The organism is Pseudomonas sp. IT-P260 (assembly GCF_949768395.1).
GTDB lineage: Bacteria > Pseudomonadota > Gammaproteobacteria > Pseudomonadales > Pseudomonadaceae > Aquipseudomonas > Aquipseudomonas parakoreensis.
In genome coordinates this window covers 338884-363739 of record NZ_CATKPO010000022.1, presented here as the reverse complement: position 1 = coordinate 363739, position 24856 = coordinate 338884, and the positions used below count along the sequence as shown (strand labels likewise).

Here is a 24856-nt window from a genome sequence, read left to right as displayed (position 1 = left end):
TCATGTGTACACCTGTAGGAGCTGCCGAAGGCTGCGATCTTTTGCTGTGACGGTTAGACCTTGAACCGCCCCACCAGCATCTGCAGATGCGTCCCCAAGCGCGCCAGCTCAACGCTGGAAGCCGCCGTCTCTTCACTCGCCGCCGACGTCTGATCCGACACATCCCGCACATTCAGCACGCTGCGGTTGATCTCTTCAGCCACGGCGCTCTGCTGCTCTGCCGCCGCGGCGATCTGCTGGTTCATCGCCTGAATCGCCGACACGGTACGGGTGATGCTTTCCAGCGAGCCACCGGCACGGCGGGTCAGTTCGACGCTGCTGTCGGTCAGGCTGCGGCTGTTGTCCATGATCGTCGCCACTTGCTGGGTGCCGGTCTGCAGGCCGACGATCAGCTCTTCGATCTCTTCGGTGGACTTCTGCGTGCGCTGGGCGAGGCTGCGCACTTCATCGGCGACCACCGCAAAGCCACGCCCGGCTTCACCGGCACGCGCCGCCTCGATGGCGGCGTTGAGCGCAAGCAGGTTGGTTTGCTGGGCCACCGACTTGATCACGTCGAGCACGCTGCCGATCTTGTCGCTCTCGCGCTTGAGTTCGCCCATGGCCTCGGTGGAGTGGCCAACCTCGGCCGCGAGGCGCTCGATCTGCGCGATGGCTTCACCGACCACCTTGTCGCCTTCGCGGGCCTGCTGGTCAGCAGCGACGGCCGCTTCCGAAGCTTCCTCGGCGTTGCGCGCGACTTCCTGCACCGTGGCAGCCATTTCGTTCATGGCAGTGGCGACCTGGTCGGTCTCGACTTTCTGATTGTTGACCCCGGCGCTGGTCTGTTCGGTCACCGCCGACAGTTCTTCGGCGGCACTGGCGATCTGTGTGACGCCGTCGCTGATGCCACCAATCAACTCGCGCAGGCCTTGGGTCATGCTCTGCATCGAGCGCTGCAACTGGCCGAGTTCGTCGCGGCGCTGCGACACCAGATTATGCGTCAGGTCGCCGGCGGCCACTTGTTCGGCGACTTTCAGGGTCTGGTTCAGCGGAATGATGATCTGCCGGGTGATCGCCCATGCGGCCAGCAAGCCGAAGGCTAAGGCGAGCAAGGTGGCGATGATCAGCAGGTTCTTGGCGTGCGCGGCATCGGTGTCGCGCACCACGGTTTGCGATTCGGTGAGCTTCTTGCTGACGTCGAGGAGGATGTCGCCCTGAGCCGTCATGGTTGCCCCGGCCTTGGCATTGTTCACCTGCGAGTCGCGGAACTGAGCGACCGCCGCGCGATAAGCCTTGATCGAGTCGGTGGCCTGTTGCAGGTTGGCGATGTGCTGTTCGGGCAGTTTCGCCGGCAGGCTGTCGAGGTTTTTCAGTGCATTGTCGATGGCGTCCAGCGCTGGTTGCTCCGCCTCGGCCTTGCCGCTGTAGGTGTAGCCGCGCACCTGATAGCGCGCTTGCTGCAACAGTTTGCTCAGTTCGATCACGCTGTTGAATTGCGCGACGCTGTCACCCTGCAGCATGGATTTCTCGACTTCCGAGACTTTGGCCACGGCATTGTCGGCACTGGCGCCAAGCTTGCTGCGCGCGTCCTCACGCTGCACGGTGGCCTGTGTCATATCGGCGAAGGCGCGTTTGTACTCGGCGACAGCGGCCAGTTGCTGATCGACCATGGCCGCATCTGAGGGCTGCTCGATCAGGCCGCGCGCGGTTTGCAAGCCGCTGGCGAGTTTGGTCAGCAACTCGTTGACCGCGCCCGGGCCTTGTTCGCCACGACGCGCTTCATAGTCCAAACGCGCCAGGCGCAGGTCCTTGGTCAGTTCATTGAGGCTGGAGATGAAGCCGAGCTTGTCGCCACGGCTGATAATGCCGCTCATGCCGGTCCAGCCGGTGAAGGTGATCAGCAGGGTGAGCAACAGCACCAGGCCGAAACCGATACCCAGCTTGCGTTTGACGCTGACGTTTCCAAGATTCTCGGCTAACCAACGGTACATGCGACGACTCCCCTCGGACCACTAATTGGACTTATGGGGACTGTATCGGCGGGGTGATGGCAATCTGTAACCCGAATTGTCCGACACCGCCCTTGTGTAGGAGCTGCCGCAGGCTGCGATCTTTTGATCTTGCTGTTAAAAAAACAAGATCAAAAGATCGCAGCCTGCGGCAGCTCCTACAGGGAGAGGTGTGTCAGAACAGGCGGGCGAGGAGGGCGGTGACGGCGGTTTCGACGCGCAGGATGCGCTCGCCCAGTTGCACCGGTTGCAGGCCGGACTTGGCAAGCAAGTCGATCTCGTAAGGAATCCAGCCACCTTCGGGGCCGATCGCCAGCGTTACCGGTTCGCTCAACGCGCGCGGGCACGGCGGATAATTGCCGGGATGGCCGACCAGGCCGAGGGTGCCTTCGGTTATCGCAGGCAGTCGATCTTCGACGAACGGCTTGAAGCGCTTCTCGATGATGATGTCCGGCAGCACGGTATCGCGGGCCTGTTCGAGGCCGAGGATCAAATTCTCGCGAATCGCTTCCGGCTCCAGAAACGGCGTCTGCCAGAAGCTCTTCTCGACGCGATAGCTGTTGACCAGAATCACCTTCGACACGCCCATGGTCGCCACGGTCTGGAACACCCGACGCAACATCTTCGGCCGCGGCAGGGCCAGTACCAGCGTCAGCGGCAGCTTGGCCGGTGGCGGTTGATCGAGGCTGACGCGCAACTCGGCTTCACCGGCCTCAAGGCGCAACAGTTCAGCCGAACCCATCAGCCCATTGATGCGCCCGACACGCAGGCTGTCGCCGACTTCGGATCGATGCACTTCCTGCATATGCGTCAGCCGCCGGTCGCGCAGCACGACGCGGTCGGCCGCGATGAAGTCGGCCTCTTCGAGCAACAGCAGGTTCATGCCTGGGTCGCTGGCGGCTGGTCGTTGTGATCGTCAGCCGGCGTTTCGTCCGGGCGTTCGCGTTTGCTGACCAGGCTGCCGAACAGAATGCCGATTTCAAACAGCATCCACATCGGCACGGCCAGCAGGGTCTGCGAGAAGATGTCCGGCGGGGTGAGGATCATGCCGACCACGAAGCAGCCGATGATCACGTACGGACGGATCTTCTTCAGGTATTTGACGTCGACCACGCCGATCCACACCAGCAGCACCACGGCCACCGGGATTTCGAACGCGACGCCAAAGGCGAAGAACAGCGTCATCACGAAGTCGAGGTAACTGGTGATGTCGGTCATCATTTCCACGCCGGCCGGGGTGGCCGCGGCGAAGAACTTGAAGATCAGCGGGAACACGAAGTAATAGGCGAACGCCATGCCGGTGTAGAACAGCAGAATGCTCGACACCAGCAGCGGCACGGCGACGCGCTTCTCATGCTTGTACAGGCCCGGCGCGATGAAACCCCAGATCTGGTGCAGGATCACCGGAATCGCGAGGAACAGCGAGACCATCATCGTCAGCTTCAGCGGCGTGAGGAACGGTGACGACACATCCGTGGCGATCATCGTCGCACCGGCCGGCAGGTACTGGCGCAGCGGCGTCGAGACGAAGGTGTAGATCTGCTGGGTGAACGCGAACAACCCGGCGAAGATGATGAACACCGCCGCCACACAACGCAGCAGACGGGTGCGCAACTCGGTGAGGTGCGATACCAGCGGCATGTGCTGGTCGTTTTCGGGGAGATCGCTCATGGGGCTCGCGGCGGCAGAGTAGAGTCGTGAGGCGCTGGTGTGATCGGCGCGGCGGTTGGAGATACGTGTTCAACCGAGGTTTCTGTAGCAGCCTGCACGGGGGTTGGCGGCGCTACAGCGGCGGCAGGTGCAGGTGTCGGAGCTGTTACAGCTGGCGCGGCTGGCGCATGAATCGTCTGCTCACCCACATGCTCAACCGGGGTCGGCTCCTGCTGAACCGGCGTGAAAATCTTCCGCGCCTCCTGCTCCAACGACAAGATGTGCTCGTTGTGCAGTTGCCGACGAATCTCGTCGGCACCGATTTCACGTTCAACTTCCTGTTTGATCGCGTTGAAGCTGCGCTTCAGCCGGCCGACCCACAGGCCGGCGGTGCGCGCAGCGCCCGGCAGACGCTCGGGGCCCAGCACCAGCAGGGCGACGAGGCCGACGAGCAGCAGTTCAGAGAAGCTGATACCAAACATTAGTCAGTGCTCACACGTCTTTGCGGATCGGCTCTTCGACTTTCTGCGCCTGCACGTCGATGGTGTGCGGCGGGTTGGCCTGAGCGGTGGCTTGCGTCTGCACCGGTGGTACTGGCTGCGCAGGCGTCACGGTCGGATCGGCGGCCGGCTTTTCGTCATCGTTCATGGCTTTGCGAAAGCCCTTGATCGACTCGCCGACGTCGGTGCCGAGGTTTTTCAGTTTCTTGGTGCCGAACACCAGCACCACGACTACCAGAATGACGATCCAGTGTTTCCAGTCAAAAATGCCCATGTTGCTGTTCCTCTCTAAAAATTGTTCAGGCGGACGGACGCGAGGCTTTCTCGACGTGTCCGGACAAGCCGAAGCGACGATCCAGTTCATCCAGCACGGCCTGCGGATGCTGCCCCAGTTGGGCGAGCATGACCATGCTGTGGAACCACAGGTCGGCAGTCTCGTAGATCACATCGCTGCAGTCACCGCTGATGGCGGCGTCCTTGGCGGCAATAATGGTTTCGACCGACTCTTCGCCGACTTTCTCCAGAATCTTGTTCAGGCCCTTGTGATACAGACTAGCTACATATGAGCTGTCGGCCGCTGCGCCTTTGCGCTCTTCAAGCACTTCGGCCAGGCGGGTCAGGGTGTCACTCATGTTTGTGTCCTGCGGAGTAGATTGCATGCGGGTCTTTCAGAACCGGATCGACCGTTTTCCAGTCGCCGTTTTCGAAGACGCGGTAAAAGCAGCTTTGACGGCCGGTATGGCAAGCGATGTCGCCAATCTGTTCGACCATCAGGATGATCACGTCGGCGTCACAGTCCAGACGCATTTCATGCAGGGTCTGTACGTGGCCGGACTCTTCGCCCTTGCGCCACAGCTTGCCACGGGAACGTGACCAGTAGATTGCACGGTTTTCCGCAGCGGTCAGTTCCAGCGCTTCACGGTTCATCCAGGCCATCATCAGCACGCGTCCGGTCTTGTGATCCTGGGCAATCGCCGGCACCAGGCCATCGGCGTCCCACTTGATCTCGTCCAGCCAGTTTTTCATCTTCGACTCCGACAGCGAACCCGCACTTCAATAGTCGGGTTCAGGCGTTGAAACAGTGTGCCAGCCGATCAGCGAACTGGCTATCGGCGAACGACCAGATACAAGCCGACGGCCACCATGATGCCCGCCGGCCAATGCCCCAGTTCGTGCAGCGGGCCGCCGGCGGCGAGGATGGTACCGCCCGCCAGGTGCGCACTGCCGAGCAGGCGCAGGAACCAGTCGTCCTTGCGTTTGTGCCACGGTGGCGGCGGGTCGTAGGCGTGCGGTTGGGACATGCGTTCGAGCAGATCGCGGGCCATGTTGGCCAGGTGCGGCAGCTGTTCGAACTGGCTCTGCACGTTGCCGATCAAGGCTTTCGGGCTGACGCGCTCGCGCATCCAGCGTTCGAGAAACGGTTGTGCGGTGTTCCACAGATCCAGATCCGGGTACAGCTGACGCCCGAGGCCCTCGATGTTCAGCAAGGTCTTTTGCAGCAGCACCAGTTGCGGCTGCACTTCCATGTTGAAGCGTCGCGCGGTCTGGAACAGGCGCATCAGCACCTGGCCAAATGAAATATCTTTTAACGGTTTTTCGAAGATCGGCTCGCACACGGTACGGATCGCCGCTTCGAATTCGTTGAGTTTGGTTTCCGCCGGCACCCAGCCCGAATCGATGTGCAATTGCGCGACGCGGCGGTAGTCGCGCTTGAAGAAGGCGAACAGGTTGCGCGCCAGGTAGTCCTGGTCTTCCGGGGTCAGGCTGCCGACGATGCCGCAGTCGATCGCGATGTACTGCGGGCTCCACGGGTTGACGGTGCTGACGAAGATGTTGCCCGGGTGCATGTCGGCGTGGAAGAAACTGTCGCGGAACACCTGGGTGAAGAAGATCTCCACGCCGCGCTCGGCGAGCATTTTCATGTCGGTGCGCTGGTCGGCGAGGGTCGCCAGATCCGTTACCTGAATCCCGTAGATGCGCTCCATCACCAGCACTTTCGGCCGGCACCAGTCCCAATAGACTTGCGGCACGTAAAGCAGCGGCGAGCCTTCGAAGTTGCGCTTGAGCTGGCTGGCATTCGCCGCCTCACGCAACAGGTCGAGTTCGTCGTAGATGGTTTTTTCGTAGTCCTGCACCACGTCCACCGGGTGCAACAGGCGGGCGTCGGCGGAGATCTTTTCGGCGGCGCGGGCGAGGATGAACAACCACGCCAGGTCTTGGGCAATCACCGGTTTCAGGCCTGGGCGGATCACCTTGACCACCACTTCTTCGCCGTTTTTCAGCTGTGCAGCATGCACCTGCGCCACCGAGGCCGAGGCCAGCGGCTCGACGTCGAAACGGCTGAACACTTCGCTGATTTTCTTGCCCAGCTGTTCTTCGATCAGTTTGATCGACAGCTGCGAATCGAACGGCGGCACACGGTCCTGCAGCAGCATCAGCTCATCGGCGATGTCTTCCGGCAGCAGGTCACGGCGGGTCGAAAGAATCTGCCCGAACTTGATGAAGATCGGCCCCAGATCCTGCAGTGCCAGACGCAGGCGCGCGCCACGGTTCAGCTCCAGCGGTTTGCGCGGGAACCAGCGCCACGGCAGCACGTAGCGCAGCGCCAGGAGAAACCAGGGCAACGGCAGCTCGAACAGCAGGTCATCGAGGCGGTAGCGGATCACGACGCGCTGGATGCGCAACAGACGGCGGACGGCAAGCAGCTTCATGCGTTATCGCTTGGGTCGAGGGATCGGGAAAGGCGCTCGAAACGCGCCTCGAGACGTTCCAGATCAAGTTTGATCCGGTCCAGTTCGCTGAACCGCGCTTCGGCTTCGCGCTGGCCGACGAGGGTGCGCGATTCTTCGGCGAGGTATTCGGCGAGGTTCTGGTTGAGGCTGGCAAATCCTTGTTGATACCAGCGCGCGCGGCTGCGCAGATGGCCACCGACCAATTGCGTGGCGACCGGGCCGAGCCAGCGCGAGAGTTCGTACTCCCAGTCCAGCTCGAGGTCCTGCAACACGCCGGCCAGTTCCAGCAACACGCCACTGTCGCCATCGAGCTCGACTTCCGGGGCGTGCAGCACCGCGGTCTTGTCTTTGCTCACGGCCAGTTTCACCAGGCTGGAAGCGGGTGCGCGCAGGGTGCAGTCGACGCCGGTTTCCCAGTTTGAAGCAAGCATCAGGCCCTCATCGCTGGGCAGGATGAACAGTCGCAGCGCCGGGCTGCGGCAATCCACGGCAATCACTTTGCCAGTCAGATGCGCCAGCCGCGGCAGCGCCGTGCTGTCGAGACGCAGCACCCGGTTGAGACCGAGTTCGACGCTGGCGAGCAGCCCGGTGAGCAACATCAGGGCTTGATGCCGCGGTGCAGGGCGACGATGCCTGCGGTCATGTTGTGATAGGTCACGCGGTCGAAACCGGCGTCGACCATCATCGACTTCAGGGTTTCCTGATTCGGGTGCATGCGGATCGATTCGGCCAGGTAGCGATAGCTTTCCGAGTCGTTGGTGATCAGCTTGCCCATCAGTGGCATGAAGGCGAACGAGTAGGCGTCGTACGCCTTGGACATCAGTGCGTTGGTCGGCTTGGAGAACTCCAGCACCAACAGGCGGCCGCCGGGCTTGAGCACGCGCAGCATCGAACGCAGGGCGTCTTCTTTATGCGTCACGTTGCGCAGGCCGAAGGCGATGGTCACGCAGTCGAAGTGGTTATCCGGGAACGGCAGCTTTTCCGCATCGGCCTGGACGAATTCGACGTTGCCCGACACACCCAGATCCAGCAGGCGGTCACGACCGACCTTGAGCATCGATTCGTTGATGTCGGCCAGCACCACCTGGCCGGTCGGGCCTACGAGGTGCGAGAACTTTTTGGTCAGGTCACCGGTGCCGCCGGCGATGTCGAGCACGCGGTTGCCTGCACGCACACCGGACAGTTCGATCGCGAAACGCTTCCACAGACGGTGCATGCCGCCCGACAGAAGGTCGTTCATCAGGTCGTATTTCGCGGCTACCGAGTGGAAAACCTCAGCGACTTTTTCCGCTTTCTGGCTTTCCGGAACGTTTTTGAAGCCGAAGTGAGTGGTGGGTTCGGCATCGCTGCCTTTGCGCTGATCAGTCATATCGCTGTCACCAAAAGAGAATGCGCGACATTCTAATCCCCAAGCCATGCTTTGTCTTGGAATGGCTAAAGGTAAGATGGGCAACCTTCGGGACGATTTGCCGCAGACGCGGTCAAGATTTACCGACACCCATTCATCAAGCAGGAGTCATTCAATGGCCAAAATCAGTGTTGAGCGTGCCCACAGCCTGGGCAAGGAAGCCGCCCGCGAGAAGGCCGACAAGCTGGCGCAGAAACTCTCCGATCAATATGGCCTGGAGCCGCAGTGGTTGGGCGACACGCTCAACCTCAAGCGCTCGGGCGTGAAAGGCGCGGTGCATGTGGCTGACGATTCGATCCGTGTCGATGTGGAGCTGGGCATCATGATGTCGGCCATGAGCGGCATGATCAAAGCCGAGATCGAGAAGGCGCTGGACAAAGCGCTGGTCTGATCGCAATTTTTCGGTAACCCGAGATCCCTTGTGGGAGCGAGCCTGCTCGCGAAAGCGGTGTGTTAGTCGACTCGAATATTGACTGATACACCTTATTCGCGAGCAGGCTCGCTCCCACATTTGTTTGGTGGTGCTCCCGCTGTTTATGTCAGTTGTTAGGGTGCCGTTTCTAATTTTTCTCCCTACTTTGTGCCTGAGCCCGACACATCTGCGGGCAGTTCCTCAAACCTTCTGCGCGTGAGGTGCACCATGGCCAAAGTCATTCTGAAGAAAAAAATCGACGCTTCGACTTCTGCTCTGAGCGACGTCAAATCCTATGCCCGCAAGATCTGGCTGGCAGGCCTGGGTGCCTACGCCAAGGTCGGCCAAGAGGGCAGCGACTACTTTCAGGAGTTGATCAAGGCTGGTCAAACTGTTGAAAAGAAAGGCAAAAAAGCCGTTACCGAAAAACTTGAAGCCGCTAACGCCGAGATCGATGAAGCCAAGGGCGAAGTCAGCTCGTTCAAAGGTCGTGTCGAAGTTCAGCTCGACAAGGTCGAGAAGGCGTTCGACTCCCGTGTGGCAAGCGCCTTGAATCGTATCGGCATTCCGTCTAAACATGACGTTGAGACACTCTCTGCTAAGCTCGATGAGCTGACGGCATTGCTCGAACGCGTCGCGCGTAAATCTTAAGGAGAACGGGATGGCTGGTAAAAAGAACACCGATAAAGAAGGCAGCTCGTGGATTGGGAAAGTCGAAGACTACTCCCGCAAAATCTGGCTGGCTGGTTTAGGCGTGTACTCGAAGATCGACACTGACGGCAGCAAGCTCTTCGAGTCACTGGTCAAAGACGGCGAGAAAGCCGAGAAGCTCACCAAGTCGGCAGTCGGCAAGAAAGTCGATGCCGCCAAGGACTCTGCTTCGTCGGCCAAGTCGCGCATCAGCGGCGTGAAAGATCGCGCACTGGGCAAGTGGGACGAGCTGGAAGGGGCTTTCGACAAGCGCCTGAACAGCGCGATTTCGCGCCTGGGTGTACCAAGCCGCAATGAAGTCAAAGCGCTGCACAGCAAGGTTGAAACCCTGACCAAGCAGATCGAGAAACTCACCGGTCTGAAAACCCAACCGGTCGCGGCGAAAACTGCAGCGGCCAAACCGGCAGCCAAATCGGCAGCCAAATCGACCGCCAAACCACTGGCCAAAGCGGCGGCGAAACCCGCTGCCAAAGCAGCGGCCAAGCCTGCAGCCAAAACCGCAGCAGCCAAACCTGCCGCTAAAACCGCCGCCGCCAAGCCGGCAGCAAAAGCTGCAGCCAAACCGGTAGCCGCCAAAGCCGCTGCGAAACCGGCGGCAAAACCAGCCGCCAAGCCAGCAGCGAAAACCGCAGCGGCAAAACCTGCTGCCAAGCCAGCCGCGAAACCGGCTGCGGCGAAAAAACCGGCAGTGAAAAAACCGGCCGCGCCGAAAGCTGCCGCGCCAAAACCGGCCGCTCCGGCGGCCAAACCTGCTACCCCGGCAACCCCGGCCAGCGCGTCGAACTCCGCCGCTGCACCGACCCCGGTAGCGACCCCGACTGTTGCATCGACGCCGTCGACACCCACCAGTCAGTCCTGATTTTTCAGGGCAAAACAAAACGCCCGGCCTGTGAAGGTCGGGCGTTTTTGTTTTGTGCAGACAATCTCCAAACCACCCTGGATTTCTGTGGGAGCGAGCCTGCTCGCGAAAGCGGTGTATCAGCTACATGGACATCAACCGACAGGTTGCATTCGCGAGCAGGCTCGCTCTCACATCGGGTGTTGGTCTGGCAGAAATAGGTGGCTCAGTCGTGATCTTCGAGGTATTGCAGGGCCATGCGTTCGGTGGCGACTTTCACTGGCGGCAGCAGATGCGGCGCCACCAGCATCATGATCTGATACACGACCAGCCTGACCTCACCCTCGCGATCGAGTATCCGTTGATAGTCCAGCGAGAACAGCAGGGTCATGGTGATCTGCTCCACCAGTTGCCCCAATGCCTGGGTATCACTGACCAACTGCCCTGCCGCCTTCAACCGCGCCAGCAATGACGCCAGGGTGCGCTTGAGCGCATTGAGCAGATGACGAATGCCTTTGGCCAGTTTCGGAAGCCGCCCGGCAAGGTTCGACAGGTCCTGGAACAGAAACCGGTATTGCGCCAGGCGCTCGACGATCAAGTGCAGAAACAGCCAGTAATCCTCCGGCGCCAGCTCGACGTCCGACGGTGGGTCGAGCAGTGGCGTCAGTTCATTCTGGAAACGCTCGAACAGGCCGAGAATCAGCGGCTCCTTGCCGTGGAAGTGGTAGTAGAGGTTGCCGGGGCTGATCCCCATTTCGTTGGCAACCTCCATGGTGGAAACGTTGGGCTCACCCTTTTCGTTGAACAGTTGCAGGGCACATTCGAGAATCCGGTCGCGGGTTTTCATCCAGTCTTCTTAGAAAAGTTCGGTTAAGCGTCAGCGCACATGCACGTAGGTGCCGGGTGCTGCCTCCATCGGTGGATAGTTCGGGTTGCCGAGCGTGAACGTGGTTTCGCGCTGGGCGCCGGAGCGTTGCTGAATCCACTCCAGCCACTGTGGCCACCAGCTGCCGTCGACGCGTTTGGCGTCGTAGTACCAGGCGCGTGGATCGCTGCTGAGCTTGCCGTTCTCGACGTAGTTGGCTTTCGGGTTGCTCGGCGGGTTGAGGATGCTTTGCACGTGGCCACTGTTGGACAGCACGAAGCGCCGCTCCCCGCCAAGCAACAGGGTCGAGCGGTACACCGCGTCCCACGGCGTGATGTGGTCATTCATGCCGGCCACGCTGAAGCTGTCGACGGTGACTTTCTGCAGGTCGATCGGCGTGCCACAGACTTCCAGCCCGCCCGGATGGGTCAGCGGGTTGTGCTTGAAGAAGTCCAGCAGGTCGCCGTGAAACGCGGCGGGCAGGCGGGTGTTGTCGTTGTTCCAGTAAAGGATGTCGAACGCGGGCGGCTCTTTGCCCAACAGGTAATTGTTGACGAAGTAGCTCCAGATCAGATCGTTGGGGCGCATCCAGGCAAACACCTTGGCCATGTCGCGCCCGTCGAGCACGCCTTTCTGATAGGAGCGGCGCTTGGCGGCTTCGAGGGTTTGCTCGTCGGCGAACAGCGTGGCCGGGGTTTCAATCTGACTGTCGAGCAGGCTGACCAGATAGGTCGCGCTGGAAACACGTCGCAGCTGCCGCTTGGCCTGCAAATGCCCCTGCAGCGCGGCAATGGTCAGGCCACCGGCGCAGGCGCCCATCAGGTTGACGTCGCGGGCGCCGGTGATCGCCCGGCAGATGTTCATCGCTTCTTCCACCGCTTCGACGTAGGTCGACAGGCCCCATTCGCGATGGCGCACGTCTGGATTGCGCCAACTGATCATGAACGTCTGCAGGCCATTTTTCAGCGCGTACTGGACGAAGCTGTTTTGCGGGCTGAGGTCGAAAATGTAGTACTTGTTGATTTGCGGCGGCACCACCAGCAGCGGCTTGGCGTATTGCTTTTCGCTCATCGACTTGTACTGGATCAGCTCAAGCATCTCGTTGCGAAACACCACGGCGCCAGAGGTGGTGGCGACGGTCTTGCCGACCTCGAATGCCTGCTTGGTGACCTGGCGTGGCAGGCCGTCGTTGTGCAGCAGGTCATCGAACAGATGACTCAGGCCGCGCACCAGACTGTGCCCGCCGGAGTTGAACAGCTCCTTGACTGCCAGCGGGTTGAGCAGCGTATTCGACGGTGCCACCGCGTCGTTGAGCAAGGTGAAGGCGAAGTGCGCGCGGGCGCGATCGTCATCGCTCATGTTGCTTTCATCAATCCAGCTCTTGACCTGTTTTTGCCAGGCCAGATAGGCCTGCAGGCTGCGCCGGTAGAACGGATTGAGACTCCATGCCGGATCAGCGAAGCGGCTGTCGTTCGGGTTGGTCGGGTGCAGGGTTTCGCCGAGCAACACGCGACCGAGTTGGCCACCGAGTTTCAAGGCGTGCTTCGCGCTGTGAATCGGGTTGCGCAGACCGTGGGCGGCGACGCTGCGCAAGGTCGAGATCAGGTCCCGGCCGCGCAGGCCGGTGATCGCACTTTGTGCGTTGATGAACACGGCGGGGCTGGGCACAACGCCCGTCGCTGGTTTGTCGCGCATGACTCAACACTCCTTCGTCTTCAGGTCAAAAACAAACTCACCGAACCAGAACACCATAGTCGCTGTTACGGGTTGCTGCCCGCGCGGCGTCCTGCCGCGCACTTTGTTCAAAACCCTGCATAAAGCCTGCCGCAGTGATTCAGCCGCCCAGCGGGGTCGGATGCGGATGCATCACGGCGCGCTGGCGTTCCTCCTCAAGGAATTTCATGATGATCGGCGCCACGGCTTCGGCGCGGGTGATCAGGAACAGATGGCCGTCGTCGATGATGTGCAACTGGGCGTTGGGAATCCGCCAGGCAAGCATGCGCATGTTGATCAGCGGGATCAGCGGATCGTCGTCGCCGGCCAGTACCAGCGTCGGCTGATGGATCTTGTGCAGCCAGTGAATGCTGGTCCAGCCCAGGCCTGCGAACAGCTGCCAGTAGTAGCCGAGCTTGCCCGCCGAACGCACCTTGGCGGCATGGCTGGCGGCCAGCGTCGGGTCGCGGCGGAACGAGCCGCCGTAGATCAGCGGGGCGATACGGATCACGTGCGATGGCTGAATGTAGCGCCGCGGACTGGCCATCATCCACAGCACTTTCGGTTTGCCCGGCACCATCACCGCACCGGCGGCGGTCGCTGCCAGCACCAGTTTCTTGCAGCGCTCGGGGTAGTCGTGAGCAAACTGTTGTGCCAGCGCGCCGCCCCAGGACACGCCGATGACGTTGACCTGACCGTAATCGAGGTAGTCGAGCATCCGCGCGGTCAGCTTCGCCAGCCCGGGAAAGCGATACGGCCGGTTGGGCGTCGACGAGCCGCCGACACCGGGCACGTCGAAGGCGATCACTTCCAGATCCGGGTCCAGCGCCGCGACAAATGGAAACACCAGCTCCAGGTTGGCGCCGATGCCGTTGAAAATCAGCAAGGGCGTCAAATGAGGCTTGCCGGGGCGTACCGCGGTGCGGAGGGTCTGCCCATCCAGATCGACGGTACGAAAAATGAACGGTTGCGGCATGCTTCAGGCCCTGTGGATTAATTCATCCCCGCTCCCTCTGTAGGAGCTGCCGAAGGCTGCGATCTTTTGACTTTGATTCTGAAAACAAGATCAAAGGATCGCAGCCTTCGGCAGCTCCTACAGGGAGGGCGAGGTGTCAGTTACCGCTCATGTACGTAAGTGCCCGGCGATGCTTCGCCTGCCGGATAAGCCTTGTTGCCCAGTTTCAGTGGTGCTTTTTTCAGATTGCCCGAGCGCTCGGCCTGCCACGCCTGCCAGTACAGCCACCAGGAATCGGTGTGCTTGGTCGAGTTCTCTTGCCAGTCATCGGCATTGGCGGCCATGCCTTCGCTGGTCATGTAACGCGATTTCGGGTTGCCCGGCGGGTTCAGGATGCTCTGGATATGCCCGCTGCTCGACAGCACGAACTCGACCTTGCCGCCAAACAGCTGCGCCGACTTGTAGCAGGACTTCCACGGGGTGATGTGGTCGTTGGTGCCGGCCAGCGAGAAAATGTCGGCAGTGACCTGCTTGAGGTCGATCGGCGTGCCGCACACTTCCAGTGCATTGGGCCGAATCAGTGGGTTGTTTTTGAACATCTCGATCAGGTCGCCGTGGAACGCCGCGGGCAACCGGGTGGTGTCATTGTTCCAGAACAGGATGTCGAACACCGGCGGCTCGTTGCCGAGCAGGTAGTTGTTGACCCAGTAGTTCCAGATCAGGTCGTTGGGGCGCATCCACGCGAAGACCTTGGCCATGTCTTTGCCTTCGAGCACACCGGCCTGATAGGAATGGCGCTTGGCGGTCTCCAGGGTCTGCTCGTCGACGAACAGGGCGACGTCGCTGTCCAGCGTGGTGTCGAGCACGCTGACCAGCAGCGTGAGGGCGTTGACCTTGTTCTCGCCGATCGCGGCGTAGTGGCCGAGCAGGGCGGTGCAGGTAATGCCGCCGGAGCAGGCGCCGAGCATGTTCACGTCTTTGCTGCCGGTGATGGCGGTGACCACGTCGACGGCTTCCTTGAGCGCATCGATGTAAGTCGACAGGCCCCACTCGCGCTGGGCCTTGGTCGGGTTGCGCCAGCTGACGATGAAGGTCTGCACGTTATTGCGCAGGCAGAAGCGCGCCAGACTCTTGTCCGGGCTCAGGTCGAATACATAGAACTTGTTGATCTGGGGTGGCACCACGAGCAGCGGGCGCTCGTGGACTTGCTCGGTGATCGGTTTGTACTGGATCAGCTCCAGCACGTCGTTGCGAAACACCACCGCGCCTTCGGTCACGCCCAGGCTCTTGCCGACCTCGAACGCGCCCATGTTGACCTGGCTCGGCATGCCGCCGTTGTGCACCAGATCCTTGGCCAGATGCGAGAGGCCATCGAGCAGGCTTTTGCCGCCGGTCTCGAAGAAGCGTTTGACCGCCGCCGGGTTGGCTGCGGTATTGGTCGGGGCCATGGCTTCGGTCATCAGGTTGATCACGAAGTGGCCGCGCGCGATGTCTTTGGGGGACAGGCTGCTGTCGTCGATCCAGGAATGGAGCTCCTTGCGCCACGCCAGGTAAGTTTGCAGATAACGTTTGTAGAGCGGGTTCTGACTCCACGCCGGGTCAACGAAGCGACGATCATCGCTGGCCGGTTGCAGTTCGGATTTGCCGAACAGCACGTTCTTCAGTTCGAGGCCGAAATGTGTGACGTGCTTGACGCTATGGATCGGTTGTTTGATGGCCTGGGTCAGCACCATTCGAGCAGAGGCCAGCAGATCCTTTCCGCGTAGCCCAACGACGGGATTAAGCCCCAGGGTGTTTTCCGAGGCTTGGTACTTCAGGTCATCGTTATTCTTGTTACTCATCTACGACGCTCCATTGTCCTGAGACGAGTACCCGTTTTCTGCTGTGCAGTTCCACAGCGAATGCCAGGTACTACTGCTCGGGTGACCGTTAATTCTGCATAGCTGCTTTACAGTTCATAGAGCACTGCAGGGAACTTGCCAGCTCCATTGGTTACCCGAGTTTAATTTTTTTCGCAAGCAGCCGATCCTCGACCGCCAGGCGCAGCATTCAAACAGATGAATTTAGAAAATGCCCTCTAAAGAGCAAGAGTCTCGGACTAGAGCATCAGCTTGACAATCGACTGGTCCGGATCGCGGGTTTTTCCGGCGGCTTTGAGCTCGGCCAGATAATCGGCCCAGAGTGCGTCATAACGTCGCCCCAGCTCGTAGAGGTAATCCCAGGTGAACAAGCCGCTGTCGTGACCGTCGTCGAAGGTCAGTTTCAGTGCGTAGTGACCGGCCGGTTCCAGGCCGCTGAGGCCGACATTGAGCTTGCCGAATTGCAGGATCGGTTTGCCGTGGCCCTGGACCTCGGCGGAGGGAGAGTGCACGCGCAGAAATTCGGCGGGCAGGGTGTACTCCTCGCCGGACGCGTACTTGAGCGTCAGGGTTTTCGAGGCTTTGTGCAGTTTGATGTCGGTGGGGATCATGAGCAGGTTTCCGTCTTGTGCGGAACCTTGTGGGAGCGAGCCTGCTCGCGAATGCGGTGGTTCAGTCAACGCAACGGTTGAATGTACTGCCGTCTTCGCGAGCATGCTCGCTCCCACAGTTCCATTACATCTGTAAGAGTGACCTACAGGATATAACGGGACAGGTCTTCGTTCTGCGCCAATTCGCCCAGATGGCTGTTGACGTACGCAGCGTCGATCAGGATCGGCTGGTCGTCATGCGCGCTGGCCAGGTCGCCGGCACTGAACGACACCTCTTCCAGCAGACGCTCAAGCAGCGTGTGCAAACGACGGGCACCGATGTTCTCGGTCTTCTCGTTGACCTGCCAGGCGATCTCCGCCAGACGCTTGATACCCTCCGGCTGGAACTGGATGTTCAGGCCTTCAGTCTTCAGCAGCGCGCAGTATTGCTCGGTGAGCGATGCGTGCGGCTCGCTGAGGATGCGCTCGAAGTCTTCCGGGCTCAGGGCCTTGAGTTCGACACGGATCGGCAGACGGCCTTGCAGCTCAGGCACCAGATCGCTCGGCTTGCTCAGGTGGAACGCACCGGAGGCGATGAACAGGATGTGGTCGGTCTTGACCATGCCCAGCTTGGTGTTGACGGTGCAGCCTTCGATCAGCGGCAGCAGGTCGCGCTGTACGCCTTCACGGGAGACATCGGCGCCGCCGACATTGCCGCGCTTGGCGACCTTGTCGATTTCGTCGATGAACACGATGCCGTGTTGCTCGACCGCTTCCAGCGCCTTGGCCTTCAACTCTTCTTCGTTGACCAGACGCCCGGCCTCTTCGTCGCGCACCAGTTTCAGCGCTTCTTTGACCTTGAGCTTGCGGGCTTTCTTCTTGCCCTTGCCCATGTTGGCAAACAGGTTCTGCAACTGGCTGGTCATCTCTTCCATGCCAGGTGGCGTAGCGATCTCGATGCCGGCCACTTCAGCGACTTCGATCTCGATCTCCTTATCGTCCAGCTGACCTTCACGCAGGCGCTTGCGGAACAGCTGACGGGTGTTGGAATCGCTGCTCGGGGTTTCTTCGTTGCTGAAGCCCATGCGTGCCGGTGGCAGCAGTGCGTCGAGGATGCGGTCCTCGGCAGCGTCTTCGGCGCGGTGACGCACGCGGGTCATTTCCTGCTCGCGGAGCATCTTGATCGCGGCGTCGGCCAGATCACGGATGATCGATTCGACGTCACGGCCGACGTAGCCGACTTCGGTGAATTTGGTCGCTTCGACCTTGATGAACGGCGCGTTGGCCAGTTTCGCCAGGCGACGGGCGATTTCGGTTTTACCGACACCGGTCGGGCCGATCATCAGGATGTTTTTCGGGGTCACTTCAACGCGCAGTTCTTCAGGCAGCTGCATGCGGCGCCAGCGGTTGCGCAGGGCAATCGCGACGGCGCGCTTGGCATCGTCCTGGCCGATGATATGGCGGTTGAGTTCGTGGACGATTTCGCGGGGAGTCATGGACATAGTAATTGACGGTCCTCAAGCAGAAACAAGCCGTGGCACTTAGGCCGCGTCAGGCTTATTCAGCGAGATCCTGCTCCTCAATGGTCTGAGTGTGGTTGGTGAATACACAGATGTCGCCGGCGATACCGAGGGCGGTTTCGACGATCTCACGGGCCGACAGGTCGGTCTTTTTCAGCAGCGCGCTGGCCGCAGCTTGTGCGTAGGCGCCGCCGGAACCCATGGCGATCAGGCCGTCTTCGGGTTCGACCACGTCACCGTTGCCGGTGATGATCAGCGAGGCGTCCTTGTTGGCGACCGCGAGCATGGCTTCGAGGCGGCTCAGGGAGCGGTCGGTGCGCCATTCTTTGGCGAGTTCGACAGCGGCGCGGATCAGGTGGCCCTGGTGTTTCTCGAGCTGGCCTTCAAAACGTTCGAACAGGGTGAAGGCGTCGGCGGTGGCACCGGCGAAACCGGCGATGACCTGACCGTGGTACAGGCGACGAACTTTCTTCGCGTTGCCTTTCATCACGGTATTGCCGAGAGAAACCTGGCCGTCGCCGCCCATGACGACTTTGCCGTGGCGGCGGACTGAAACGATGGTGGTCAAGGGAAGAGTCTCCACGCAGCGGGGCGAAAATGCCTTATGCCCATTCATATGGGGGTGCTGGATAGGATTTCAACCACGGCGCGGGAGAGGGGACGAGCGGTGATGGAGGGGGATGCAAATCCCTGTGGCGAGGGAGCTTGCTCCCGCTCGGCTGCGCAGCAGTCGTAAAACCTGCAACCCCGGTCTGTCTGATGCACCGGATTCACAGGGTTTGGGGGCGCTTCGCACCCCAGCGGGAGCAAGCTCCCTCGCCACAAAGTCCGCCGAACGATTACGTTCGGCGAGAGGTCAGCGGCTCTGGCGTTGTTGTAACAGCAGATTGCTGAAGCCGCTACCGGCCAGTTGTTTCTGCGCAGTCGTCAGCTGTTCGCGGTTGCTGAACGGGCCGACCAATACGCGGTACCAGGTTTCATCCTTCACCGTGCCCGACTCAACCGAAACAGCCTGGCCCAGCAGAATGATCTGCGCCCGCACCTTGTCCGCGTCCGCCTCTTTGCGGAACGAACCGGCCTGGAGGAAGAACTTGGTCACCGGCGCCGCTTTCGCCACTGGTGGCGCTGGCGGCGGGGTGATGCCCGACAGCGCAGCCTGCGCCCGAGCAGTATCGATTTTCGCCGCTTCCGCCGGGGTGACCGGCGTGGTCGGCACTTGCGGCGTCGGCAGGGTTTTCTCCGGCACGGCGTCCGGCGGCACGATCACTTCCGATTCCGGCAGCAGGGTGTAGAAGTCGTACTTCGGCTTCACCGGTTGCGTCGGGCTCGGCGGGGTCTTGTTGGCCTCGGCGATCTTCGACGCTTTCTGCTGCTGCGCCTGCTCGACTTTCTCGCGCTTGACCGTGTCGCTGCCCTTGCCCGGCTCCAGTTTCATCAGAAACACAATGAACGCACCGACCGTCAGGCCGATGGCCATCCACAGCCAGCCAGGAATCGGTTGCTTTGCAGGAGCTTGGTAACGGCTGGCGCCACGCTTGGGTGCAGGTTTTTTCTTGGCAGCCAACTTACATGCGCTCCAGAGTTTCCAGGCCCAGCAGTTCCAGGCCTTGCTTGAGAGTACGACCGGTCAGCGCGGCCAGACGCAGACGGCTCTGCATCTGGGCCGGCGTCTCGGCGGCGAGGATCGGGCAGTTCTCGTAGAAGCTGGAGAACAGACCGGCGACGTCATACAGATAAGTGCAGAGGATGTGCGGCGTGCCTTTTTCCGCGACGTTGTTCAGCACTTCGCCGAACTGCGCCAGTTTCGCCGCCAGCTCTTGTTCGTGCTCGGCTTCGAGAACGATGTGGCCGTCGACTTCGCTGAAGTCCTTGCCCAGTTTGCGGAACACGCCAGCCACGCGAGTGTAGGCGTACAGCAGATACGGCGCGGTGTTGCCTTCGAAATTCAGCATCAGGTCGAAGTTGAAGCTGTAGTCGCTGGTGCGGTGCTTGGACAGGTCGGCGTATTTCACCGCGCCGATGCCAACGACTTTGGCGATGTTGCGCAGTTCGTCTTCGGCCAGCTCCGGGTTCTTTTCTTTCACCAGGTTGTAGGCACGTTCCTGCGCTTCGGTCAGCAGGTCGATCAGCTTCACGGTGCCGCCATCACGGGTCTTGAACGGACGGCCATCGGCGCCGTTCATGGTGCCGAAGCCCATGTGTTCCATTTCCATCGGATGGGTCACGAAACCGGCCTTGCGCGCCACGGCGAACACTTGCTGGAAGTGCAGGGCCTGACGCTGGTCGACGAAGTACAGCGCGCGATCAGCTTTCAGTTTGCCAGAACGGTAGCGCACGGCTGCCAGGTCAGTGGTGGCGTACAGGTAGCCGCCGTCAGCCTTGACGATGATCACTGGCAGCGGATCGCCGTCGGCGTTCTTGAACTCGTCGAGGAACACGCACTGGGCGCCGTTGCTTTCGACCAGCATGCCCGCGGCTTTCAGGTCGTTGACCACGTTGATCAGGTCGTCGTTGTAGGCGCTTTCGCCCATCACGTCGGCCATGGTCAGTTTGACGTTGAGCAGTTCGTAGATCTTCTGGCAGTGCGACAGCGAGATGTCCTTGAACTTGGTCCACAGCGCCAGGCATTCGGCATCGCCGGCCTGCAGCTTGACCACCAGACCACGGGCGCGGTCGGCGAACTCTTCGGATTCGTCGAAACGCTGTTTGGCGGCGCGGTAGAAGTTTTCCAGATCGGACAGCTCGTCGCTGGTGATCGGGTTTTCCTGCAAGTAAGCCATCAACATGCCGAACTGGGTGCCCCAGTCGCCCACGTGGTTCTGGCGGATCACCTCGTCGCCGAGGAACTCGAGAACACGGGCCACGCCGTCGCCGATGATCGTCGAGCGCAGGTGGCCGACGTGCATCTCTTTGGCCAGGTTCGGTGCCGACAGGTCGACCACAGTGCGCTGCACCGGGCCGGCCTTGCGCACGCCAACGTGAGCATCGGCCAGCGCGGCGTCGAGGCGCGAGGCGAGGGCCTGGGTGTTCTGGAAGAAGTTGATGAAGCCGGGGCCGGCGATTTCGGCCTTGGTGACGTTGTCGTCGGCCGGCAGCGCAGCGATGATTTTCTCCGCCAGATCGCGCGGCTTCATGCCCGCAGGCTTGGCCAGCATCATGGCGATGTTGCTGGCGAAGTCGCCGTGGGTCTTGTCACGGGCGTTCTCCACCTGAATCGCCGGCGACAGGCCTTCAGGCAACACACCTTCGTTGACGAGTTGGGTGAGGGCTTGTTGGATCAGCTGGCGAATGGTGTCTTTCATGGTCTTCTCTTTCGACCGCAAGCGCGGCGGCGCATCGATGCGCGGGTGGAAAAACTGGGCATTATCCGTTGCGAAGACGGGCTTGCCAACCTTAGCAGGCAGGATGTGGATATGTGGTGACATTAAAAGCAAAAGATCGCAGCCTGCGGCAGCTCCTACAGGGGAACACGCTCGATTCTGTAGGAGCTGCCGCAGGCTGCGATCTTTTGATCTGCTAGTACAAATCCACCGGATCGACATCCAGCGACCAGCGCACGGCCCGCCCGCTCGGCATCTGCTCCAGCTCCAGCAACCAGCTGGCGAGCAACCGATGCAGCGGTGCCCGCGCTGCCGCCTGCACCAACAGCTGCGCCCGATAGCGACCGGCGCGGCGCTCCATCGGCGCCGGTACCGGCCCGAGCAGTTCGATCCCGCCCAGATTCTGCTCGGCCAGCAAGCGCTCGGCGGCGCTGCATGCCTCATCGAGAAAACTTTCGGCCTGCCCCGGTTTGTGCGCTTCGGCACGCAACAGGGCCAAGTGTGAAAACGGCGGCAGTCCCGCAGCGCGGCGCTCGCTCAGCGCCTGTTCGGCAAAGGCGAAGTAGCCCTGCTCGGTCAATTGCACCAATAAAGGATGGTCGGCCAGGTGGGTCTGGATGATCACCTTGCCCGGCTCTTCCGCCCGTCCGGCGCGCCCGGCCACCTGCACGATCAATTGCGCCATACGCTCGCTGGCGCGGAAGTCGCCGGAGAACAGCCCGCCGTCGGCATCCAGAATCGACACCAGCGTGACCCGGGGGAAGTGATGCCCCTTGGCCAACATTTGCGTGCCGACCAGAATGCACGGCTGGCCCTTCTGAATCGTCGCGAACAACTGATTCATCGCGTCCTTGCGCGAGGTGCTGTCGCGGTCGACGCGCAGCACCGGGTAATCCGGGAACAGAATCGCCAGTCGTTCCTCCGCACGTTCGGTGCCGGCGCCCACCGGCCGCAGATCGACTTTATTACACTTGGGGCATTGGCGCGGCGTGCGCTCGACGTTGCCACAGTGATGGCAGCGCAGTTCGCCGTAGCGTTGGTGCACGGTCATTCGCGCGTCGCAGCGCGAGCACTCGGACATCCAGCCGCAATCGTGGCACAGCAACGTCGGCGCAAAGCCGCGCCGGTTGAGGAACACCAGCACCTGCTGGCCGGCGGCGAGGGTCTGGCCGATGGCTTGTTGCATCGGCCCGGAAATGCCGCTGTCCAGCGGACGGCTTTTCACGTCCAGCCGCAGGAAACGTGGTTGCCTGGCGCCGCCGGCCCGCTCGTTGAGGCGCAGCAGGCCATAACGACCGGTGTAGGCGTTGTGCAGGCTTTCCAGCGACGGCGTGGCGGAGCCGAGGACGATCGGGATGTTTTCCTGTCTCGCGCGCACCAGCGCCAGATCCCGGGCGTGGTAGCGCAGGCCTTCCTGCTGTTTATAGGAGCCGTCGTGCTCTTCGTCGATGATGATCAGCCCCGGGTTCTTCATCGGGGTGAACAGCGCCGAGCGCGTGCCGATAATAATGTCGGCCTCGCCGTCGCGGGCAGCGAGCCAGGCGTCGAGGCGCTCGCGGTCGTTGACCGCCGAATGCAGCAGGGCGATGCGTGCGTTGAAGCGCTGCTCGAAACGCGCCAGGGTCTGTGGGCCGAGATTGATTTCGGGAATCAGCACCAGCGCCTGCTTGCCGGCTTCGAGGGTTTCGCGGATCAGTTGCAAATAGACTTCGGTCTTGCCGCTGCCGGTGACGCCCGCCAGCAGAAACGCGTGATAACTGTCGAACCCGGCGCGGATCGCCTCGTAAGCGGCGCGTTGTTCGGTGTTGAGTGGCAACTCCGGCTGGGCCAGCCAGTGTTCATGGCGCACGCCGGGCGCATGCCGGCGGATTTCCACTTGCACCAGGCCCTTGGCCAGCAGCAGGTCGAGGCTGTCCTTGCTCAGCATCAGCTTGCTCAATAACTGATGAGCCACACCGTGCGGGTGCTGTGCCAGCGTCGCCAGCGCTTCCCGTTGCCGTGGCGCACGGGCGATGCGCGGATCATCAAGGCTGGCGCCGGGCGCGACGGACCAGAAGCGCTCCTGACGGGCCTCCGCCAGTTCGCCCTGACGCAGCAGCACCGGCAGCGCCCAGCTCAAGGTGTCGCCCAGGCTGTGCTGGTAATACTGCGACGTCCACAGGCACAGCTTGAACAGTGCGGGTGGCAACGGCGGTTCGACATCGAGCAGGGCCAGCGCCGGTTTGAGTTTCTCCAGCGGCACGTCGCTGGTGTCGGCCACCTCGACCAGAATCCCGATCATCTCCCGTCGCCCGAATGGCACCCGCAGGCGCATGCCCGGTTGCAACTGGGCGCGCTGCACCCCGGCCGGGGCCCGATAGTCGAACAGGCGGCGCAGGGGCGAAGGCAGGGCGAGGCGCAGAATGGCGTCGGGCACGCGGGGGGATCTCGATCAGCAGGCGATTAAAAGGACTGCGTACATAACCTGTGGGAGCGAGCCTGCTCGCGAAAGCGGTGTGTCAGGCGGCTGATAGGCTGGCTGATAGATCGTCTTCGCGAGCAGGCTCGCTCCCACAGGGACAGCGCAATGGGCCGGGAGCCTAGCAGACGGTCGGTCTCAGGGACAGCTTGCGCGATTGACATTGTCTGGTAGAATCCGCGGCCTAATTACGTGCGGTATTCAACAATAGTGTTGGGTGGCGGCACGCTAGCCTGAGGAATACACCATGAAAGCTGATATCCACCCGGATTACCCAGTAGTTGCTGTTACCTGCAGCTGCGGCAACAAGTTCGAAACCCGTTCGACCTTCGGCAAAGCCCTGGCGATCGACGTTTGCAACGAGTGCCACCCGTTCTACACCGGTAAGCAGAAGACTCTGGACACCGGTGGTCGCGTTCAGAAGTTCGCCGACCGTTTCGGTGCCTTCGGCGCCAAGAAGTAAGATTGGTCATCCTGGAAAGCCTCTACGGTTTTTCAAGGCTGATGAAAAAGGCGTCCCTTGTGGGCGCCTTTTTTGTGTCCGCGATTTGGCTGTCCGGCGCCCAGGCGTTTTGCCCGGCGCCGGGCGGCCTGAGCAGCGTTGCGGTACAGCGCGTGGTCGACGGCGACACCCTGCGCCTGAGCGATGGACGCAGCGTGCGGATGATCGGTCTCAACACCCCGGAGCTGGGCAAGCAGGGGCGCAGTGATGAGCCCTTCGCCGTGGCGGCGCGCAAGCGTCTTGAAGCACTGGTGGCGGACAGCGGTGGTCGGGTCGGTTTGCTGCCGGGCAAGCAGGACAAAGACCATTACGGTCGCACCCTCGCGCATGTCTACAGTTCAAGTGGCGCCAATCTTGAAGCGCAAATGCTTGCCGACGGCCTGGGTTTTCAAGTGGCGGTGGCGCCGAACGTCGACCTGGTTGCCTGTCAGCAAGCCGCCGAACAGCGCGCACGAACCGCTGGGCGCGGGGTCTGGCGCCAGTCACCTGTACTGAAAGCGGAGCAGATCCGCACTTCGGGTTTCGCCGTGCTCAGTGGGCGTGTGAGCAAGGTTCAGCGCAATCGCGGCGGAATCTGGATCGAGTTGCAGGGCTCGGTTGTACTGCGCGTTGCACCCAATCTGCTCGGACAATTTGACAGTGCCCGGTTGCAATCGCTCAAAGACAGGCAGGTCGAGGCTCGCGGCTGGGTCGTTGATCGTAAGCGGCGTGGTGGGTTGAAACCGGATCAGCCGCGTTGGCTACTGCCATTGACCGATCCGTCGATGCTGCAAAGTGCGCGCTGAAGAAAAATTGTAGACATTTTTTCTATCGATTGTGAACAGTCCAGCCCTTG

General features: G+C 61.3%; 25 protein-coding genes and 1 pseudogene. 5 read left to right on the top strand and 21 right to left on the bottom strand.

Annotated elements, in window-relative coordinates; all coding sequences use genetic code 11:
* Positions 1-53: 53 nt before the first annotated feature.
* The 11 genes and pseudogenes from ACM6HV_RS12395 to ubiE form a co-directional block, all read right to left on the bottom strand.
* On the bottom strand, positions 54-767 hold the full coding sequence (locus tag ACM6HV_RS12395; protein WP_414904472.1) for a methyl-accepting chemotaxis protein: 714 nt from the start codon (positions 765-767) through the stop codon (positions 54-56).
* 141 nt (positions 768-908) lie between these two features.
* Positions 909-1853, bottom strand: a pseudogene (locus tag ACM6HV_RS12390) (methyl-accepting chemotaxis protein); the annotation flags it as partial.
* Positions 1854-2163: 310 nt separating this feature from the next.
* Positions 2164-2871: a 16S rRNA (uracil(1498)-N(3))-methyltransferase gene (locus tag ACM6HV_RS12385; RefSeq protein WP_414904310.1), complete on the bottom strand. Its 708-nt coding sequence runs from the start codon at positions 2869-2871 to the stop codon at positions 2164-2166.
* A complete protein-coding gene (gene tatC / locus ACM6HV_RS12380) occupies positions 2868-3659 on the bottom strand; it encodes a twin-arginine translocase subunit TatC (protein ID WP_047290879.1) in 792 nt (263 codons plus the stop codon). The genes ACM6HV_RS12385 and tatC overlap by 4 nt, the downstream gene beginning before the upstream one ends.
* A complete protein-coding gene (gene tatB, locus ACM6HV_RS12375) occupies positions 3656-4120 on the bottom strand; it encodes a Sec-independent protein translocase protein TatB (protein WP_414904309.1) in 465 nt (154 codons plus the stop codon). Before tatB ends, tatC begins: the two co-directional genes overlap by 4 nt.
* Positions 4121-4130: 10 nt before the next feature.
* On the bottom strand, positions 4131-4412 hold the full coding sequence (locus ACM6HV_RS12370; protein ID WP_414904308.1) for a twin-arginine translocase TatA/TatE family subunit: 282 nt from the start codon (positions 4410-4412) through the stop codon (positions 4131-4133).
* Between the two features lie 25 nt (positions 4413-4437).
* Positions 4438-4770: a phosphoribosyl-ATP diphosphatase gene (locus tag ACM6HV_RS12365; RefSeq protein WP_007909355.1), complete on the bottom strand. Its 333-nt coding sequence runs from the start codon at positions 4768-4770 to the stop codon at positions 4438-4440.
* Positions 4763-5164 carry a phosphoribosyl-AMP cyclohydrolase gene (gene hisI / locus ACM6HV_RS12360; RefSeq protein WP_007909357.1) on the bottom strand — a complete coding sequence of 134 codons (402 nt, stop codon included), beginning with the start codon at positions 5162-5164 and terminating at the stop codon, positions 4763-4765. The genes ACM6HV_RS12365 and hisI overlap by 8 nt, the downstream gene beginning before the upstream one ends.
* A gap of 80 nt (positions 5165-5244) precedes the next feature.
* Positions 5245-6849, bottom strand: coding sequence for a ubiquinone biosynthesis regulatory protein kinase UbiB (ubiB, locus tag ACM6HV_RS12355; protein ID WP_414904307.1), 1605 nt, complete (start codon positions 6847-6849; stop codon positions 5245-5247).
* Positions 6846-7469, bottom strand: coding sequence for an SCP2 domain-containing protein (locus tag ACM6HV_RS12350; protein ID WP_414904306.1), 624 nt, complete (start codon positions 7467-7469; stop codon positions 6846-6848). Before ACM6HV_RS12350 ends, ubiB begins: the two co-directional genes overlap by 4 nt.
* Positions 7469-8239 (bottom strand): bifunctional demethylmenaquinone methyltransferase/2-methoxy-6-polyprenyl-1,4-benzoquinol methylase UbiE, encoded by a 771-nt coding sequence (gene ubiE, locus ACM6HV_RS12345; protein ID WP_007961779.1) that lies wholly within the window; start codon positions 8237-8239, stop codon positions 7469-7471. The genes ACM6HV_RS12350 and ubiE overlap by 1 nt, the downstream gene beginning before the upstream one ends.
* 154 nt (positions 8240-8393) lie before the next feature.
* Here ubiE and ACM6HV_RS12340 point away from each other — a divergent pair, with 154 nt between their 5' ends.
* From ACM6HV_RS12340 to ACM6HV_RS12330, 3 genes are all read left to right on the top strand, one after another.
* Positions 8394-8669 (top strand): polyhydroxyalkanoic acid system family protein, encoded by a 276-nt coding sequence (locus ACM6HV_RS12340; protein ID WP_414904305.1) that lies wholly within the window; start codon positions 8394-8396, stop codon positions 8667-8669.
* A 249-nt stretch (positions 8670-8918) separates the two neighbouring features.
* Positions 8919-9341 carry a phasin family protein gene (locus ACM6HV_RS12335; RefSeq protein WP_041074948.1) on the top strand — a complete coding sequence of 141 codons (423 nt, stop codon included), beginning with the start codon at positions 8919-8921 and terminating at the stop codon, positions 9339-9341.
* A 10-nt stretch (positions 9342-9351) separates the two neighbouring features.
* Positions 9352-10260 carry a phasin family protein gene (locus ACM6HV_RS12330; protein ID WP_414904304.1) on the top strand — a complete coding sequence of 303 codons (909 nt, stop codon included), beginning with the start codon at positions 9352-9354 and terminating at the stop codon, positions 10258-10260.
* A gap of 205 nt (positions 10261-10465) precedes the next feature.
* Here ACM6HV_RS12330 and ACM6HV_RS12325 read toward each other — a convergent pair whose 3' ends face one another.
* The 10 genes from ACM6HV_RS12325 to ACM6HV_RS12280 form a co-directional block, all read right to left on the bottom strand.
* Positions 10466-11086, bottom strand: coding sequence for a TetR/AcrR family transcriptional regulator (locus tag ACM6HV_RS12325; protein ID WP_145595962.1), 621 nt, complete (start codon positions 11084-11086; stop codon positions 10466-10468).
* Between the two features lie 30 nt (positions 11087-11116).
* Positions 11117-12799: a class II poly(R)-hydroxyalkanoic acid synthase gene (gene phaC, locus ACM6HV_RS12320; protein WP_047290884.1), complete on the bottom strand. Its 1683-nt coding sequence runs from the start codon at positions 12797-12799 to the stop codon at positions 11117-11119.
* Between the two features lie 139 nt (positions 12800-12938).
* Positions 12939-13793: a poly(3-hydroxyalkanoate) depolymerase gene (gene phaZ, locus ACM6HV_RS12315; RefSeq protein ID WP_041074940.1), complete on the bottom strand. Its 855-nt coding sequence runs from the start codon at positions 13791-13793 to the stop codon at positions 12939-12941.
* Between the two features lie 140 nt (positions 13794-13933).
* Positions 13934-15613 carry a class II poly(R)-hydroxyalkanoic acid synthase gene (gene phaC / locus ACM6HV_RS12310; protein WP_041074938.1) on the bottom strand — a complete coding sequence of 560 codons (1680 nt, stop codon included), beginning with the start codon at positions 15611-15613 and terminating at the stop codon, positions 13934-13936.
* Positions 15614-15870: 257 nt separating this feature from the next.
* A complete protein-coding gene (locus tag ACM6HV_RS12305; protein WP_186448480.1) occupies positions 15871-16242 on the bottom strand; it encodes a gamma-butyrobetaine hydroxylase-like domain-containing protein in 372 nt (123 codons plus the stop codon).
* A gap of 143 nt (positions 16243-16385) precedes the next feature.
* Positions 16386-17723, bottom strand: a complete 1338-nt coding sequence (hslU, locus tag ACM6HV_RS12300; protein WP_047290886.1) for an ATP-dependent protease ATPase subunit HslU — start codon at positions 17721-17723, stop codon at positions 16386-16388.
* Positions 17724-17778: 55 nt separating this feature from the next.
* Positions 17779-18309, bottom strand: a complete 531-nt coding sequence (hslV, locus tag ACM6HV_RS12295; RefSeq protein ID WP_007968352.1) for an ATP-dependent protease subunit HslV — start codon at positions 18307-18309, stop codon at positions 17779-17781.
* Between the two features lie 288 nt (positions 18310-18597).
* On the bottom strand, positions 18598-19305 hold the full coding sequence (locus tag ACM6HV_RS12290; protein ID WP_041074932.1) for an SPOR domain-containing protein: 708 nt from the start codon (positions 19303-19305) through the stop codon (positions 18598-18600).
* A gap of 1 nt (position 19306) precedes the next feature.
* Positions 19307-21043: an arginine--tRNA ligase gene (gene argS, locus ACM6HV_RS12285; RefSeq protein ID WP_414904303.1), complete on the bottom strand. Its 1737-nt coding sequence runs from the start codon at positions 21041-21043 to the stop codon at positions 19307-19309.
* 214 nt (positions 21044-21257) lie between these two features.
* Complete coding sequence (locus ACM6HV_RS12280) at positions 21258-23477, bottom strand: primosomal protein N' (RefSeq protein WP_414904302.1); 2220 nt, start codon at positions 23475-23477, stop codon at positions 21258-21260.
* 289 nt (positions 23478-23766) lie between these two features.
* Between ACM6HV_RS12280 and rpmE the strand changes: the two genes are divergently transcribed.
* Positions 23767-23982 (top strand): 50S ribosomal protein L31, encoded by a 216-nt coding sequence (gene rpmE / locus ACM6HV_RS12275; protein WP_041074926.1) that lies wholly within the window; start codon positions 23767-23769, stop codon positions 23980-23982.
* 41 nt (positions 23983-24023) lie between these two features.
* Positions 24024-24806, top strand: a complete 783-nt coding sequence (locus ACM6HV_RS12270; RefSeq protein WP_414904301.1) for a thermonuclease family protein — start codon at positions 24024-24026, stop codon at positions 24804-24806.
* Positions 24807-24856 lie beyond the last annotated feature (50 nt).